Origin of the sequence: Marinomonas algarum (assembly GCF_020532605.1) — a bacterium.
Lineage (GTDB): Bacteria > Pseudomonadota > Gammaproteobacteria > Pseudomonadales > Marinomonadaceae > Marinomonas > Marinomonas algarum.
The window spans coordinates 91,834-108,308 of record NZ_JAJATW010000008.1 but is presented as its reverse complement, the minus strand read 5'-3'; the positions used below and the strand labels follow the sequence as shown (position 1 = coordinate 108,308).

Annotated in this window: 11 protein-coding genes and 2 tRNA genes; 2 read left to right on the top strand and 11 right to left on the bottom strand. The window is 45.0% G+C overall.

From position 1 onward, the window contains the following. Window positions 1–50: 50 nt before the first annotated feature. The 10 genes from LG368_RS07135 to LG368_RS07095 form a co-directional block, all read right to left on the bottom strand. A complete protein-coding gene (locus LG368_RS07135; protein ID WP_226754044.1) occupies window positions 51–560 on the bottom strand; it encodes a chemotaxis protein CheW in 510 nt (169 codons plus the stop codon). Window positions 561–669: 109 nt separating this feature from the next. Beyond that, on the bottom strand, window positions 670–1,539 hold the full coding sequence (locus LG368_RS07130; RefSeq protein WP_226754043.1) for a Tim44 domain-containing protein: 870 nt from the start codon (window positions 1,537–1,539) through the stop codon (window positions 670–672). 12 nt (window positions 1,540–1,551) lie between these two features. After that, a complete protein-coding gene (locus LG368_RS07125) occupies window positions 1,552–2,559 on the bottom strand; it encodes a tryptophan--tRNA ligase (protein ID WP_226754042.1) in 1,008 nt (335 codons plus the stop codon). A gap of 102 nt (window positions 2,560–2,661) precedes the next feature. Then, window positions 2,662–3,228 carry a hypothetical protein gene (locus LG368_RS07120; RefSeq protein ID WP_226754041.1) on the bottom strand — a complete coding sequence of 189 codons (567 nt, stop codon included), beginning with the start codon at window positions 3,226–3,228 and terminating at the stop codon, window positions 2,662–2,664. Between the two features lie 112 nt (window positions 3,229–3,340). Then, window positions 3,341–4,261 carry an alanine/glycine:cation symporter family protein gene (locus LG368_RS15480; RefSeq protein WP_264193999.1) on the bottom strand — a complete coding sequence of 307 codons (921 nt, stop codon included), beginning with the start codon at window positions 4,259–4,261 and terminating at the stop codon, window positions 3,341–3,343. After that, window positions 4,258–4,884 (bottom strand): alanine:cation symporter family protein, encoded by a 627-nt coding sequence (locus LG368_RS15475; protein WP_264193998.1) that lies wholly within the window; start codon window positions 4,882–4,884, stop codon window positions 4,258–4,260. The genes LG368_RS15480 and LG368_RS15475 overlap by 4 nt, the downstream gene beginning before the upstream one ends. Window positions 4,885–5,233: 349 nt before the next feature. Then, a complete protein-coding gene (recD, locus tag LG368_RS07110) occupies window positions 5,234–7,186 on the bottom strand; it encodes an exodeoxyribonuclease V subunit alpha (RefSeq protein ID WP_226754040.1) in 1,953 nt (650 codons plus the stop codon). Beyond that, on the bottom strand, window positions 7,173–10,859 hold the full coding sequence (recB, locus tag LG368_RS07105; RefSeq protein ID WP_226754039.1) for an exodeoxyribonuclease V subunit beta: 3,687 nt from the start codon (window positions 10,857–10,859) through the stop codon (window positions 7,173–7,175). Before recB ends, recD begins: the two co-directional genes overlap by 14 nt. Further along, on the bottom strand, window positions 10,856–14,227 hold the full coding sequence (gene recC, locus LG368_RS07100; RefSeq protein WP_226754038.1) for an exodeoxyribonuclease V subunit gamma: 3,372 nt from the start codon (window positions 14,225–14,227) through the stop codon (window positions 10,856–10,858). Before recC ends, recB begins: the two co-directional genes overlap by 4 nt. Window positions 14,228–14,373: 146 nt before the next feature. After that, window positions 14,374–14,449 (bottom strand) — tRNA-Ala (locus LG368_RS07095). A 244-nt stretch (window positions 14,450–14,693) separates the two neighbouring features. Between LG368_RS07095 and LG368_RS07090 the strand changes: the two genes are divergently transcribed. Together LG368_RS07090 and LG368_RS07085 are read left to right on the top strand one after the other, a co-directional pair. Next, the gene (locus LG368_RS07090) at window positions 14,694–15,920 is read left to right on the top strand and encodes an EAL and HDOD domain-containing protein (protein WP_226754037.1); all 1,227 of its coding nucleotides are present in this window, start codon (window positions 14,694–14,696) and stop codon (window positions 15,918–15,920) included. Between the two features lie 75 nt (window positions 15,921–15,995). Then, window positions 15,996–16,080 (top strand) — tRNA-Leu (locus LG368_RS07085). A gap of 84 nt (window positions 16,081–16,164) precedes the next feature. On the opposite strand, the gene LG368_RS07080 is transcribed toward LG368_RS07085, so the two are convergent. Then, window positions 16,165–16,470, bottom strand: coding sequence for a DUF6482 family protein (locus LG368_RS07080; RefSeq protein ID WP_226754036.1), 306 nt, complete (start codon window positions 16,468–16,470; stop codon window positions 16,165–16,167). Window positions 16,471–16,475: the final 5 nt, after the last annotated feature.

The following is a 16,475-nucleotide window of genomic DNA, read 5'->3' as shown; positions in this document are numbered from 1 at the left end:
GAAAACCATCGTACAGATGGTTTGCTTGTGTTCTTAAGGATTCGTAACACTTAACTCATTGCAGCAATGCCAAGCGCTTCATTGTGTTCAAACATACGATCCAGTTCCAACAAAATAACCAACTCTTCGTCTTTTTGATACACACCCTGAATAAACATCAAGGCTTCGTCGTTACCGACACTTGGACTTTGCTCGATCTCACCTTGATACAAGTAAAAGACTTCTTGTACAGCATCAACCAACAAGCCCACTTGCTCACCATCATGTTCGATAATAATGATGCGCGTGTCGTCAGAAATCGTGCACTCAGGCAAACTGAACCGCACACGCGTGTCTACCACAGTGACGACGTTACCACGCAAATTAACGATGCCTAGCACATAAGAAGGCGCACCTGGAACGGGGGCTATTTCACTGTAACGTAAGACCTCTTTAATCTGCATGACATTGATGCCATAGGTCTCATCAATCAACTTAAAAGTAAGGTACTGCAGCAACTCACCTTTCTTGTTTTCAGACAAGGATTTCCCGTTTTCTTTAATCGGTGCTAATTCAGACATGGCTCACATCCATATTCAATTTAATTAACGTGGCATAAAAAAACTCACCACAAGATTGTCTTAGCTTACAACAATTTGTGATGAGTCTACGAGCAAAATTAAGTAACAATTAGTTGTCTTGCTGGATACCAACAATCGTCCAATTGGCTTTTGCATCTGACATGTTTTTCTCTAAATGCCAAATCTCATTCGTATCAGACGTTTCGTCGCCTTCTTTAATCCAACCAGAAAACTTCAATGAAATAGAAGCTGTCGAGCCGATAAACTCACCGCGAACCAATTCCGCCATAAGAGAAATGACTTCCGTACGAGGCTTGTTATCACCGTGAGTGGCACGCTCTGTGACCAGCATGTTGTAAAGTTCAGGGCTGACATAATCAAGAATCTCATCAAAGTTATTGTCATCCCATGCCTTTTGCAAAGTAATGTAATGATTTTTCGCTTCTTCAACAAAAGCTTGCTCATTGAACCCCGGTGGTAGCTTGATCTCTGGCTCAGCGCCAAAACCACTCATACCAGACATAGGTGACGGCTGAACACTATCTCGAGTTGAATTTGGCATTTCGCGGAACATGTTGTTTGTCCCAGCCGCTTTGGCCTGTGCTTGGGCTGCACGTCGTTTTGGTGCAATGAAAAATTTGTATACCAAGAAGCCAATCAGAGCGAATAATAAAATATCACCGAATGAAATGCCTTCGAAAGCACCGCCGCCTAATAGCGTAGCAAATAAGCCGCCTAACAAGAGACCGCCTAACAAGCCCCCCCCTAAACCACCTAGGAAACCAGGTTTTTTCGCACCTGCAGCGGCATTGGTCGTGTTATTTGTACTATTAGTAGCGCTTTTAGGCTTAGAAACAGAAAAACTTTTACCAAAGCTTTTACCGCCCCCAAACTTTTTCGCCTGCACGTCAGCACTGTAACCGCCGGCACCTATTGCTAAAACAAATGCCATGAACATGGCAAATACGGTTGTTTTCACAAACTCTCTCCTTTATTTAAAATTCACTAGACCTACGGCTTGACGTAAATCTGCAATTAGACCACGAGCACGAGCTCGTGCTTTTTCGGCCCCTGCCTGTAAAACTTCTTCTACATGAGCAGGGTTCGCCATTAATTCAAGATACTTTTCTCGCGGTTCACTTAGTTGACCGTTTACTAGTGCGAAAAGTTCCTTCTTTGCTTCGCCCCATGCAATACCATCGGCAAATTTCTGACGCATATCTGCTGTTTGTTCCTGTGACGCAAACGCCTGATAAATATCAAATACCGTTGAGTCACTCGGATCTTTCGGTTCACCGGGCTCCAATAGATTCGTTTTGATCTTATTAATACCCTTTTGTAGCTTTTTCTCGGTATCAAACAGCGGAATCGTGTTGTTATAACTCTTACTCATTTTACGGCCATCCAGCCCTTTTAAAATAGAGCCTTCTTCACCAACAACCGCCTCTGGCAGTACAAAGCGCTCACCAAATAGATGATTAAAACGCCCTGCAATGTCTCGTGCCATTTCAATGTGTTGAATTTGATCTCGGCCAACAGGCACTTTGTGGGCATTGAACGCTAAGATGTCTGCCGCCATTAATACAGGATAACAAAACAAGCCCATGGTAATACCAAAATCAGGATCTTGTTCATTAGCCAGGTTTTCATCCACGGCCCCTTTATAAGCGTGAGCACGATTCATCAAACCTTTGGCCGTCACGCACGTCAGCAACCAATTCAATTCCGCAATTTCAGGAATATCAGATTGACGATAAAAAGTCGCTCTGTCTGTATCTAACCCACACGCTAGCCAAGTGGCTGCTATTTCCAAACGAGATTGCTTAACACGCTCTGGGTCTTGGCACTTAATCAAAGCATGGTAGTCTGCCAAAAAGAAATAAGACTCTGTGTTGTCTTGACGACTCGCTTCGATTGCAGGGCGAATGGCCCCCACGTAGTTACCTAGGTGTGGCGTGCCTGTGGTAGTAACACCCGTTAGAACAATTTCTTTGGCCATTGCAGTATCTCTTTCCTATAATCAGTCAATATCAAAAATAGATGAAGTAATATCAAAATCCGCACTTACATTAGCACAAAATACAGAGAGAAAGCGCCAGCCCTATAAGATAATTTCCCGTCGGTAATCTTTTACCTCAACATGTAAAAAATACCCCAGTTGCTCAGCATCATGCAGTAACTGCTGTTCATCACCGTGGTTTAAGATATTAATTCGACGCCCATGTTGCGTCAGCAAATTCAACTCATAACAACCATAGCTGAGGCCATGTTTGCTTTGAACAATCTTGTTGTTAATTTGCAAAGACACAATATGCCCTAGCTTCACGTTACGATCTTTATGATTGTTAAAGCTATTTTTTTCTTTATCAAAACTCGATCGACGTAAAAACGGTTTGATCAGCGCCATACCAAACGTCCCTATCGCAATACCGAAGCCACCCAGAAAAATCGCCAGATCATAACGATCAGGAAAGCTCAAAAGACGAACAGCAAGGCCAAGCAAAAAAACACCCACAACGATATAAATCATGCAAAACGACATTGCGCTGAGTGTCGGCTTTAGATAAGCAAGATCCCCCTTTATCACCAATTTATGGGACAAAAACTCTGGACCATTTTTAAGAATAGTACGCTGCAAACTGACAAGACAAGAATCGTGCTCATTCATAATGATTTCAGTACCCCATGTGTGTGTTTACATAAAAACGCAACAAAAAAGCCCACCGAAGTGGGCTCTTTTAGAAAACCAAAGTGGTTAAACAGCACACCAGGTCACTGTTTTATTTTTTGTACGCTTTGATCTCACCAGATTTCACACGAGCAATAAAAGAGTGCAATTCTTTTTTCACGACAGGCATCAGTAAGTACAAACCAACAATGTTGAAAATAGACATCGCAAACAAGGCCGCGTCAGAGAAATCGATGACCGCACCAAACTGGATAGTGGCACCAATCACTACGAAAAGGCAGAACAAAAGCTTAAACGCTAACTCAGGGCCTTTGCCTTCGCCAAACAAATAGGTCCATGATTTAAGACCGTAGTAAGACCAAGAAATCATCGTAGAAAAAGCAAACAATACCACGGCTAATGCCAACAAGTATTTAAAAATGCCCGCCGTTTCTGTGAAAGACGCTGCAGTGAGCGTCACACCCGTTAGACCAGAACCATCGTATGGCCCCACATTTAAACCAGCAATAGTGATAACTAAAGCGGTCATAGTACAGATCACAACCGTATCAACAAACGGCTCTAACAGTGATACTAGACCTTCCGTAATAGGCTCTTTGGTTTTTACCGCAGAGTGAGCAATCGCAGCAGAACCAACCCCTGCTTCATTAGAGAAGGTTGCACGTTTCAAACCTTGGATAAGCGCACCAATAAAACCACCGGCAACACCGGCTCCGGTGAAAGCCCCTTCGATAATCGCCCCAAACGCAGCACCCACTTGGCCAATATTCGAAATAATAACGATCAACGCCATACCAACGTATAAAGCCGCCATCCATGGAACAATTTTTTCTGTTACAGATGCAATAGAAGGCATTCCTCCTACAATCACTGAAAACACCAATGCCGCTAAAACAAGGCCGGTAATAACGCCAAACTCACTTGGCACATCAAAGGCATAAGACAACATGGCGTGAGCTTGGTTCGCTTGGAACATGTTACCCGCACCCAATGCAGCAAGAATACACGTCAATGCAAAGCGACGGCCAGAATTTTACCTAAACCGCCTAGACCCTTTTCTTTTAGACCTTGGCTTAGGTAATACATTGGACCACCCGACACAACACCAGAAGGCAGAACTGTTCGGTATTTCACACCTAATGTACACTCACAGAACTTAGACGCCATACCGAGCAAGCCACATAGAATCATCCAAAACGTCGCACCAGGGCCACCAATGGCAAGAGCCGCACCCACACCTGCGATATTACCTAGACCAACCGTCCCGGAAAGTGCCGTTGTTAACGCCTGAAAATGAGAAACCTCACCGTCTTCTTTAGCGTTGGGGTCGGTGTATTTCCCTTTCACAATATTGATCGCCAGACCCACCTGTCTAAACTGCACAAAACCAAAATAAAGCGTAAAAATAAACGCAGCGAACAACAACCAACCCACAATAAGAGGAAAACTGGCTTCGCCTACCGGTACACTCTTAAAGATTAAGCTGACAAACCATCCTGTGTAATCACTAAAAAAGCCATCTACTGTACTGCTGAATGAAGCAACGGTCTCTTTAAACGAACCGGTTTCTTCTGCAAAAGCACTGGTACTAGAAGCTAACATAAGCCCCAGTGCTGTCTCTCGTATTTTGTTCATAACAGTTTCCTTAAATATAAAATGAATGCTTATGACTGTCTCTTCGTATTAGCTTTAAAACGTGAATCAAAAAAAATGAGACAGGTGCCAGCGTAATAAAACACATAATGGCGAAGATAAGAGGCGACAAAAAATCATCACAGGACTTGGATGATTTTTTGCTCTGTTAATACATATGAAAAAACTGTGCCAAAAAAGAGATATATTTCGTTTAAAAAACAAACAAATACACTATTAATGGAAACATCCACACCACACTCTCGCACCAAAACAGTTCAGAGACTATATAATGCGTAATAATAATGCAAACAGTGTCCACAAAAAGATCACAATTCGACAAAAAACCATATCACCGGCACCAAAGTGCGTCGCTCAGTCCTGAATATCGCTCTATTTGCGTCTGTGCTGCCGTTCGAATCAATTGGCGTGACCCCCAAAGGGTAAATTCTGATTTAGCCCGAGTAATGCCTGTATAAAGCAGCTCTCGCGTTAAAACAGGAGAAGGAACCAAGGGAAGCAACAAAGCAACACGCTCAAACTCTGACCCTTGAGACTTATGTACTGTCATTGCAAACACCACCTCAAACTCCCCTAGACGACTGGGCAGCAACCCTTTAAAGTCGCCATCTGCCTGCAAAAACCAAACACGCAGTCGACCTGACTCATCCGGCATGCACAGACCGATATCGCCATTAAACAAACCAAGGGCTGCATCGTTACGCGTTAACATAACGGCTTTGCCGGGATACCAGACGTGAGGGTCTTTCATTCGCCCTCTGCGATAAAAATACTGCTCTAACTGAGCATTGACTTTTTCAACACCCAACTCCCCTTGGCGAACCGCCGTTAAAATTTGGTAACGCGAAAACACCTGATACAAGTCCGCAATATTCTTTCCTACGCGCACCGCTTCCCAATAATCGTCGTAGCCTTTTGCCAGTGTGCCAATATCTGCACTCTTTTGACCTTCTACAGGCTCACGCCATGCTATGTCATCAAAATCAGACTGAAGACACCTTAATACTCCCTGTGCGTCCCCTGCGTTCATGGACTTCGCTAAATACCCAATACCACTGTTAGCATCAAAACGATAACTGGTGCGCAACAAGGTCAACGCTCGGCTAATAGGTGGCGCAGAAGAGCGGGCGAAAGGCATTAGGTTCTCACCCGTCAGCTTGGTCAAATAAGCCCCCCATTCTGGCTGAAAATAAGCGTTCTCAATACCGGCGGATAAATCACCAAGCACACTGCCCGCTTCGACGGAAGCAAGTTGGTCTTTGTCGCCCAGTAAAATCAAACGGGCATGAGATGGCAAGGCATCGATCAGTTTCGCCATCATGGGCAAATCCACCATAGACACTTCATCGACCAAAAGAACATCCAAATGTAAGGGGTTATCTTTATTGTGCTTGAAGCGACTGCGGCCAAAATCACTGCCTAACAACCGATGAAGTGTTGTGGCTTGTTCTGGAATCGCACTTTTTATGCGGTCATCTAAAGGCAAAGACGCTTTGGCTTTCGCAATGGATTCCGTTAACCGCGCAGCGGCCTTGCCGGTTGGCGCGGCTAATTCAACCCGTAATGGTTTGTTTAACGCCGATTCAGAAAAAGCCAAAGACTGCGCCACCAGCAACGCCAAAAGCTTGGTGACAGTGGTGGTTTTTCCGGTTCCCGGCCCACCGCTGATCACAGAAAAAGGCAAGCTCGCGGCGTTCGCCACAGCGACCTTTTGCCAATCCACATGATCGTGAACGATCGGGTTAGGAAAAAGTGTCGCAAGTAAATTTGCATCCACATCAAAAGGCGTCACCGTCATATTATGGTTGAGATACTGCAACACCTGTTGTTCATACTGGTAATAACGAAATAAATACAGTCTCGTTCCCTTTAATACCAAAGGCCGCTGAGTAGGCCCTGTGCATTCATCAACGCACGTAACAAGCGTACTGCTTGCGAGCAATTCACACCAACTTGATACGCTGTCTAATCCCTCTGCAGTAAAAGAACGATAAAATCGGGCTCGATCAATGCCTTCCGGTGGTGTCTTCCAGAGTGTCGCCAAATCAATACAAATGTGCCCTTCACCTAAGTAAGCACTGCACAACGCTCCGGCGATTAAAACAGCGAAACGGTCTTCCCCAGCTTTTTCACTTAATTGCTCAACCCACTGCCGATCAATCGGTCGCAAAACCCCTTTACGCTGTAAAAAAGACAGAGTCAGCAAATCAGACTCATGCTTCTGATCAGAAAGTGCCGGTTGATCTAGCGCATTTAATAAATCAAGTTGATTAGAAAAGTCCATATTGCACTGCCTCCTCTGGGGTGTTGTTGGAAAACTCACCACGGAATAATTCATCGAGCGCATTCACATGCTCAAGACGTAAACGCGTTTGAAAAATCCCAGTTTGTTGTCCTACCGTCATACCACGTAAATACAAATAGAGAACGCCACCCACGTGTTTGTCATAGTCATAATGCGGTAAACGTTGCTTCAAAAGTCGGTGCAGAGCCAAAGTATAAAGCTGATACTGAAGGTCGTATCTGTGCTCAGCCATGGCCTGTACTAGATTGTCTGGCTCATAGTCGTCAGTGCTGTCTCCCAAGTAATTGGACTTGTAGTCTAATACGTAATAACGACCCTGCCATTCGAACAATAAATCAATAAAGCCTTTTAACATCCCTCTTAACGGGCGATCTTGTATGCTTGGCGCCACTCGGGAAACCTCATCATATTTCCTTGCAATGCGATCAAGTTGCAAAGCATTCATCCCTTCTACTGGAATAAAAAACTCCAGCTCTTTACGGCACGCTTTAGGGGACAATTGTCCCAAACTCATCCCCGGTATCAGCTCTGTGTTGATGATATCTGGCAACCAATTTTCCAGCACCGTTTGCCAGTCGCCAAAATCGTGACGTTGGTAAAATTGTGCCATTAACGATTGGTGACTGTTTTTTAACAAATCCTTAAACGTGGGATCAGACACGACACTCTGTAACGCTTTGCCTTCCAGTGTGTCATGTAAAAAAGTGCCTGGATTGGCCCCTTTAGGAAAGTTGAACCGATCAGGCTCAGGCGTGCTGTCTTTTTCTAATTTCTCCTGCGTGTCCCCCTCTTCACCTAACGCCAGAGGGTCAGCCACTTGTGTCATTTCATCCAAGCCAGGCAAGCTTTCATCTTGGTGACCCTTTTCTTCTACCACCAAAGACGAGTAGCTGCCTACCCACCAGTCACGCTCTACTCGACCAGAAAAAAGACGGGCTTGAGGCGAACTGGGCGCAGTGTACAGCATCTCAAATCGAGGCAAGATTTCAGGACTGCTCGAAAGATCCACCAGCATCATTTGCTTGGTGGAATAACATTCGCATAATGTTTGCAAACTCGGATACAAGTCCCCAGCTTCCATCCGCTCACCCTCCGCAATCAAAGCCCCTACACCACTTAAATGAACATCAGAACTCGCACTGTTTTTTTGCGTCGCCGCTTTACCCACCTCCATAACGCCAATAAAGCAGGCTTCTTTTGAACGGGTTAACGCCACATACGCCAAACGTATTTCTGCCGCATACAACTCTTCTTTATGTTGCTCTTTTTGCTCTTCTTCTGGATCGATTGCAATCCACAGCTGCTCTTCATGATCATGATACAAAGCCGAAGAACCTTGATCACGATACGGTGTAAAAGCAAAAGGCAAATACACAATGGGGTATTCCAAGCCTTTACTTTTATGAATGGTGACAATCCGCACTAACTCAGCGTCGGTTTCAAGGCGAATTTTCTGTTCATCACTGTCGCCGTTAGGATTCTGCAGCGCCAGTTTCAGATAACGCAACACACCTTCTTTTGAATCCAGCTCAAGTGACTTTTGTTGAAGCTTTTCAGTTAGGTGCAAGAAATCGGTCAGACGGCGCTCACCACCTAATCGGCTGAGCATATTCGTCGCCAGAGCCACGTCTTCCATAAACTCACGCAGCATAGGCAATAAACCTTGCTTATCCCAAACCTCTAGGTAATGACGAAACGCCTGAACCCACTTTTCATATACCACATCGTCGTGATTCAGTGTGTCCAGTTCCTCTAACGACCATTCCACCAAACGGGTCGCCAACGCAGAACGAAGCTTGGACTCTTGCCCATTGGATAAGATTGCCGTCAGTACAATTAACAACTCGCGCGCTTCGACCGTTTCGAACACTGAGCCTTTATCACTCAAATACACACTGGCGATACCTCGCTGACGCAGGGCATCTTTTAACGCATCGGCTTGCGTAAAGTTTGTCACCAACAAGGCAATATCTTTGGGTCTTACCCCTTGTTCACCAATAAAAGTCGTGCCTTTTTGACCTTCTAATAACACGCCATGGACATGGGCCGCACAAGATTCCGCCATTTGTATCCGGTACTCTTTGGCTGAAACCGGCTCATCACTTTTTAAATACAAAAATTGCAACGCAGCCTGGGTTTCCCCTTGGCGCCTAAACCCCCCTTCGACACCACGGTCTTGCACTTCAACAAAAGGGATGCCCGGTACGCGAAAAGGGGCTTTTTGCGTACTAAATAAACCATTTACTGCTTGAATCATGGCAGCGGACGAACGGTAATTGGTTGCCAGAGAATACACACCATGAACATGCTTCTTAGCGGCTAAGTAAGTATAGATATCTGCACCACGAAAGGCATAAATTGCCTGTTTGGGGTCACCAATCATGATCAGACCTAACGCGTTTTGGTCGGTAGTGGCGGCCTGGTAAATGGTCGAGAAAATACGATATTGCACGGCATCCGTATCTTGAAACTCATCAATTAACGCAATCGGATACAGGTGTCGGATACGTTGCGCCAGTTTGCCTGCCTCATCTTTTGCCAACGCCGCATCGAGAGAAGTAAGCAAGTCAGTAAAAGTAAGCGATTGCGTACTGCGCTTCCAACGCATCATGCGCTCTTGGGTTTTCTGCCAGAGTTGCGCCAGCAATACGGCTTTTAATCGCCCTGAGTCTGGGAAGCTGTCGCGCAATACTTGCACCAAAGTAAAAAATTCATGACAAGGCGGTTCACCGCCTTTTTTTAATTTCAGACTTTGTTCCGCTGCATCAAATTTCTCGAGGCTTTTATCCAATTCAAAACGGGATGAATTCGCCCATGCACTGATTGACTGAATGTCTTTGGAAGGGTCTTTTCTCCAAAAAGTACGCTTAATCCCACTGTTTTCTAGGGCATCAATAATATTTTGCGATTCTGCCAGCCACATGGCTTTGACCTTAACCATCACGGTTTGCGCATGGCTCAACGCACTTTCCCAATCGTAATCGGGCACCACCAATTTGGCATCGGGTTGGCTATTCAATAGATAAAGGTCTTTGTGTAGCGCCTCAGGCGATGACCAAATCGGCTGAATCAGCGCCGCTTTCGTGTCATCTAACGGATAAAACACACTGCGCCAGACATCTTTTACCGCTAACAAAAGCGGAGCCTGTTCGTCCGTTTCGATACTTTGCTGGAACAACATGCGACTTTCAAAGGCATTTTGACTCAACATACGCTGACAAAAACCATGGATGGTAAACACCGCGGCTTCGTCCATTTGTTTTTCTGCATAAAGCAATTTTTCGATCGCGTCGGCCTGTTGCACATCGGTCATTGCACCCATCCAGTCCACTAAAAAAGCATCTTGACTGGTTTTTAACATCAGGGCTTTGCGTGCGACTCGAATCCGCGCACGAATCCGCGCCTTTAGCTCTGCGGTAGCCGCTTCCGTAAAGGTCACGACCAGGATTTGATCGACCGTTAAAGGGTGATCTAAATCCTCTTCTTGTCCTGTTGGCACCAACAAGCGCAAATATAAATTGGCAATGGTGTACGTTTTTCCGGTCCCCGCACTGGCTTCTATCAAGCGTTTACCAAATAACGGAAAGGTCAATGCGTCGAGCATTTCTGTGGTCAATTCACCCGAGGATAAAGGCTTATTTAATGTACTCATTCAAATACCTCCAAATGACGATGCATTGGCAACCAGACCTGTTCACACAGACTGACAAAAAGATCTTGATGATCGTTTAGATTAGGAAAATAGCGTTGCCAGTAAGCGTCATTCACTTCGCTTTCGGTAAAAGCACTGTCATTGTCGTGGTATATTTTGAAGGCTTTTTCCCAAGCTTTGTCGGTATTTTCATAGGTTTTCTTCGCACAAAAACTCTTACACCACGCATCGGCACTCTTTGATGGCAGGATTAGAGGCTGACACAAACCGGTTTGCAAGAGCGCCAACATATCCAAAAGATACTGGCTCGCTTCGGCTTGAGACACGGCCATAAAACCCCGTTGTTCCAACACGCCCTCTTTGGTTAAGTTGATAAGATGATGTTCTTTAGGGGTGCCTTGGGCCGATAGCGCCAGATGTTCAATCCAAAACGACATGGTTTGATAAGAAGAGAGACCACCCAGTCGATAAGACAGGCGAGTAGTGGTGGTAGGTAAATCGACCCATCCTTGCAATACCAAACTGCCTAAGTTCACATTCACTTCAATGGGTGCTTGGCTTTCAAGGGCGTAACCTTGCAAAATCGAACATAACTGCCGACATTGATTTTGGCTTTGCTTCAATGCCAAGCGCCCCATCGCGCCATAAGGTAATGCCCCCATCAACGACAAGCGTTGGATAAATGCTTCCTCACCGCCCTCTAACATGGACTGCAAGAGTTCGTCGCGAAGCTGATAGCCTGCTAGCTTATCCAAAGCAAAAGGTTCGTCTTCTAACTCCTCCTCTGACTTAACACTTAAATAGGCTTTTAACCGACGTTGCGTAAAGTATCGTGCGGGGTGAGTGATAAAACGCGACAACTCATCCAAAGCTAACGTCAAATGTGACTGCTCTAGCCCTTCTAGCGGCGTTATTTTAGTATCTCGTTCAATTTTCACACTCAACAAAGCAGGTAGCCATTGCTTGTCATAACTAAACAATCGTGAAGGTTCTAAGGTGACACCTTCTTGATTAGGAGCGGTGTAATAAGCTGAATTAAAGGGTTGCAGCGGGTGCTCGACCATTAATTTTTCCAACAAAGCCGCTTGTGCTTTCTCTGGTAACAGCGCTTGATCCTCGCGATAGACACAACTTTGACCGATGTATTCCAGTAACTCACTGACTAAAATAGAAGGGTTTTTCGTACTATTGTCTTGAATACTGCGCCCCACGTAACTGAGGTAAAAGCAATCTCGCGCTGACATTAAAGCTTCCAGAAAGAGATACTTATCGTCTTCCCGTCGGCTTCGATCACCACTACGATACTGTCCAACCATGAGGTCAAAACCCACCGGCGCGACACTTCGCGGGTAATCGCCTTCGTTTAAACCCAACACACAAATCACTTTAAAGGGCACAGAGCGCATCGGCATCAGAGTACAAAAATTCACTCGTCCTGCGAGAAAACGCTGACCACCTTGGGATTCTTGTAACATAGGCGACAATAATTGTCGTACCACTTGTTGATCTAATACCGCCTCAAAATGCGCTTGTTGCCACTGTTGCGTTAATGCATCAAGCTGTGTGGTCAGCAAGGTGTCAAACGAGTCGTCTTCGTCCAATAAAAGGAACCGCTTTGACAAAGAATACAGTGTCTCAATCCATTCGTTTGGCGTTAACGATTTCATTAAACCGGTTTGTGTGTCTTCAATCGCCACAATAAACTCGGCCAGTTTACCGGCAACAGAGGCTTCTAAGCCCTCTACATCACCGTAACTTAAGGTATCTTGCCAGATGTGATCGTGCCCCATGGCATAGCCAAGTAACATGCGTCGAACACCATTAAGCCATGTATGGGTTTCTTGTACCGGAAGGTCGTGATGCTGTGCCGTTCTTCCGTCTAACCCCCAACGGACTCCTACTTCAGAGGCCCACTGGCGAATGCGCTCAAGCTCCTCCGCGGTTAACTCAAAACGCGCCAAAACGGCAGGCACTTCTAACACACTGATCAATTCAGACAGTGTAAAACGACTGTCAGCCAGCCCTAACAAATACAAGTAAGCGTCCACAACAGGGTTTTCCATTCCCCCTGATTGGTCAATCAAAGCAAAAGGAATACGCTTTGCACCCTTGCCTTGACCAAAGACCGCTTTCACAAAAGGGCTGTAAGCATTAACGTCTGGCAACATAACAATGATATCTTTCGGTGTTAAATCTGAGTTTTTTTCAAACATATCCAAAAGTTGATCGTGCAACACTTCCACTTCACGTAAAGCACTGTGACACAAATGCATGCGTACGCTTTGATCCTGCTCATCAATAAGGTGACGATAGTCTGCGCGTGTTATTGTGCTGTCTCTTTCTTGCTGAGAGCCGTGGTTTTCAAGTGTCAGCACATCTTGCTGTATCCAGTGCAGTAATGTACCGGACTGAGTGGTTAGATAGTCTTCAAAGACAGCTAACTCGTCGTCAGCCATGTCTTGCAACTGCGCAATATAATCGCGCCCTAATCGCCCCCAACTGGCCAGTAAAGGGTTGGCATCTAAATGCAGAGTCTCTGTGCTTAAGCCTGGCTTTAGGTTTTGACGTTTAATTTGACGGCCCAAGTAATGCTTATCCACCACGTCACCCCAATAGAACTGACAGGGGTTTTGTAGAAAAAGATGCACATCAATCCAGCCTGATTCTGCTAATACACGTAATGACTCTAGGGTATTAGGAGGCAGAGAGGAGACGCCAAAAATGAAGATCCGTTCGGGAATACCGGTCGGTCGAGAGGAGGATTGCGAGGCTTCTTTTAATGCTTCAATTAGGTTGCCACGATGATAAAGAGACGTCCCTTGCTCACTGACATCGGCAACCAAGTCGCGCCACAAAATCGCTTGCCAAGGTTGCTGTTCAAACAAAGCGTTTAACACTGGATCACTTTGATCATTTGCCTCCCAGACCTTAATCCAATCGGGCCGATAAACAAGGTATTGGTCGTAAATATCGGCAATACTGCTGCACAACTGAAAACGTCGGATCTGGGTGTCGTCTTCTTCAAGATACCAATGTAAAGCTTGAAATTCTGGCTCTTGAAGGCGAGTGTCCAGCAAACGCATCAAACGCCAGACTAGAAAGGGCTTATTAAATTCACTTTGTGATGGGATATCCTTGAGAGTCTGCTTAAAAGTATTCCAGACAAACGTAGAGGGCAAAGGAAAAGCGAGCCCTGCTGAAATAGAATGAGAGTCGGCAATAAACATTTTGAGCCACTGCGCCATTCCTGGGTTTTGCACTAAGATGTGCTCGTCGTCAAAAGGGTTATCAGGTGGTGAAATGGATAAAATTTTTGCCAGCAAAACGGCTAAATCCTCTAACCGGTTGCCTGTATAAAGTTGAAACATGCACGCGTCCTTCTATCAAGATTGGCCAAAACAATAGGATGGCTCAAACACAAAGAGTAGCGTAAAACAGGTTGGCAAAACACAGCAAAGAGGTGTTTTTTAGGATGAGATTCAGGAGGTGTTTTAAGAATGAAATAACAAAGTTATGGTGGAGCCTAGCGGGATCGAACCGCTGACCTGTTCGCTGCCAGCGAACCGCTCTCCCAGCTGAGCTAAGGCCCCATAACGTATGATCAGACAAAAATGTCTTGGGAAAATCAATGACTTAGTTGATGAGGTGAATTTTAGATTTGCTTTTAGAGACTGTCAATACCTTTCAACACTTTTAATACAAAACACTGCACAAATGTTGTCATTCGATACAAAAATCTCTCTGTCTGTTCATTGCCATAAATACGAAGCCTGTGGTTTCATTGACTGTTATTTAATGCTTCAGCCACCCAAAAGTGTGAGAAAAGAGAGACATATGATCGAGTTTCCAACGGTACTGGATGATCTAATGATGGCTCAACAACCTATTATCAAACGCACCAAAGAGATATTTGGTTATGAGCTACTGTTTCGTGACAAAGATACCCAACAAGCCAATGTCACCAACGCCGAGGCGGCCACCAGCCAAGTACTCGTGAATCTTTGTATTGGAATCACTCAACTCGAACTGCAATTAAGAAAACCCCTCTTTGTTAACATGACAACGGAGCTTATACTTTCTGATGCTTTTTTTCCGATTGCACCCGATACGGTTTACATTGAAATTATCGAAGGCCAAACCGTTACACCCGACTTTGTTGAGGCTGTGAAAAAGTGGCAAGCCGCAGGTTATCGATTCGCTTTGGATGACTATCAATTCAATGCTGATTATGACGCTCTTCTACCTTGGGTATCCATTATAAAAGTCGACGTATTAGAAACGCCGCCAAATAAATACCTTGAAGATATTAGAGCATTAAAAGCGAGAGGACTCATTTTGTTAGCCGAGAAGGTGGAAGACTCCACCATGTTTGAGCAATGCAAACAACTTGGCTTCGATTTATTTCAAGGCTATTTCCTACAGCGGCCCGAAATAGTGAAGGGTAAAAAAATAGACTCTGCTACTCACGGAGCCATCGAGCTCTTCAACGCATTACAAGACAGCAATATCAGTGTTGAAACGATCAGCGCCTTAGTTGAGAAAAACCCTAAGCTGTCTTATCAACTTTTGCGTATTCTCAACAGCCCAGTATGTGGCATCAGCAAAACCGTTACCTCAATTAAGGAGGCGGTCATTTTTTTAGGCCTAACACAGCTAAAAAAATGGACACTGCTCATCACTTTAACGTCATCGACGAATCAACCTAAAGCGCTGTTGAAAATCTTACTGACCAGGGGGCGTTGTTGTCAGCTACTCGCTATACAAAATGGCTCTAACACCAGTGAATCGGCTTTTATGGTGGGCTTGATGTCTGGCATAGACGCTGTTTTTCATGTTGAAAAATCGGTTGCGCTGTCGCAAATCGCTTTAGATCAATCAATACGCGATGCCATCTTTTCTTACACGGGGGAATGGGGAGCTTACCTGAAACACACTCTAGACTGTGAAGAGCAAAACTGGGAGGGCATGGCAGCGATGACAGCGTCGCAGAGAAGTCTACTTAACCGAGCTTTTTTAGACGCGATAATCTGGTCTGATGAAGTGACACACTCAATTGCTTAAAATAATACGATTTATTTTCCGCAATTGATTGACAGCCACGAAAAAAACCATAGAATGTGCCTCACCTTTTTCAAGGCCAGTGTGGTGGAATTGGTAGACACGACGGATTCAAAATCCGTTGCCGAAAGGCGTGGCGGTTCGAGTCCGCCTACTGGTACCATTTAGATGAAGCCCTAACTGTTTACTTAGTTAGGGCTTTGTTGTTTCTAGAGCCTGTAAAACGCTCCCTAGAAACAAATTAGCTTTAGTTCCGCCAAGCCAAATCGGTATTTCCAAGCGGCACTTCAAGACTGTTTCCGCCACTTGGCGGATGCCCTACCATTTCGTCATAAGCACTTTGATGACACAGCACCATAGCCCCTACCGTTTTATCTTTGAACAACGATTGCAACTCAAGCTTATTATGACTCGTCAAAAAGCGACCCTTGTTATTTTTTACGTAATGCTCTTGCCCGTCTATCTCTACAGACAGTTGATACAAACTTGGCTCCAAAGAATGAAGTCTTACTTTGTCGATGTGGGTGAGCTTTTTAAGTTCTTTTAATAGCATGGCAA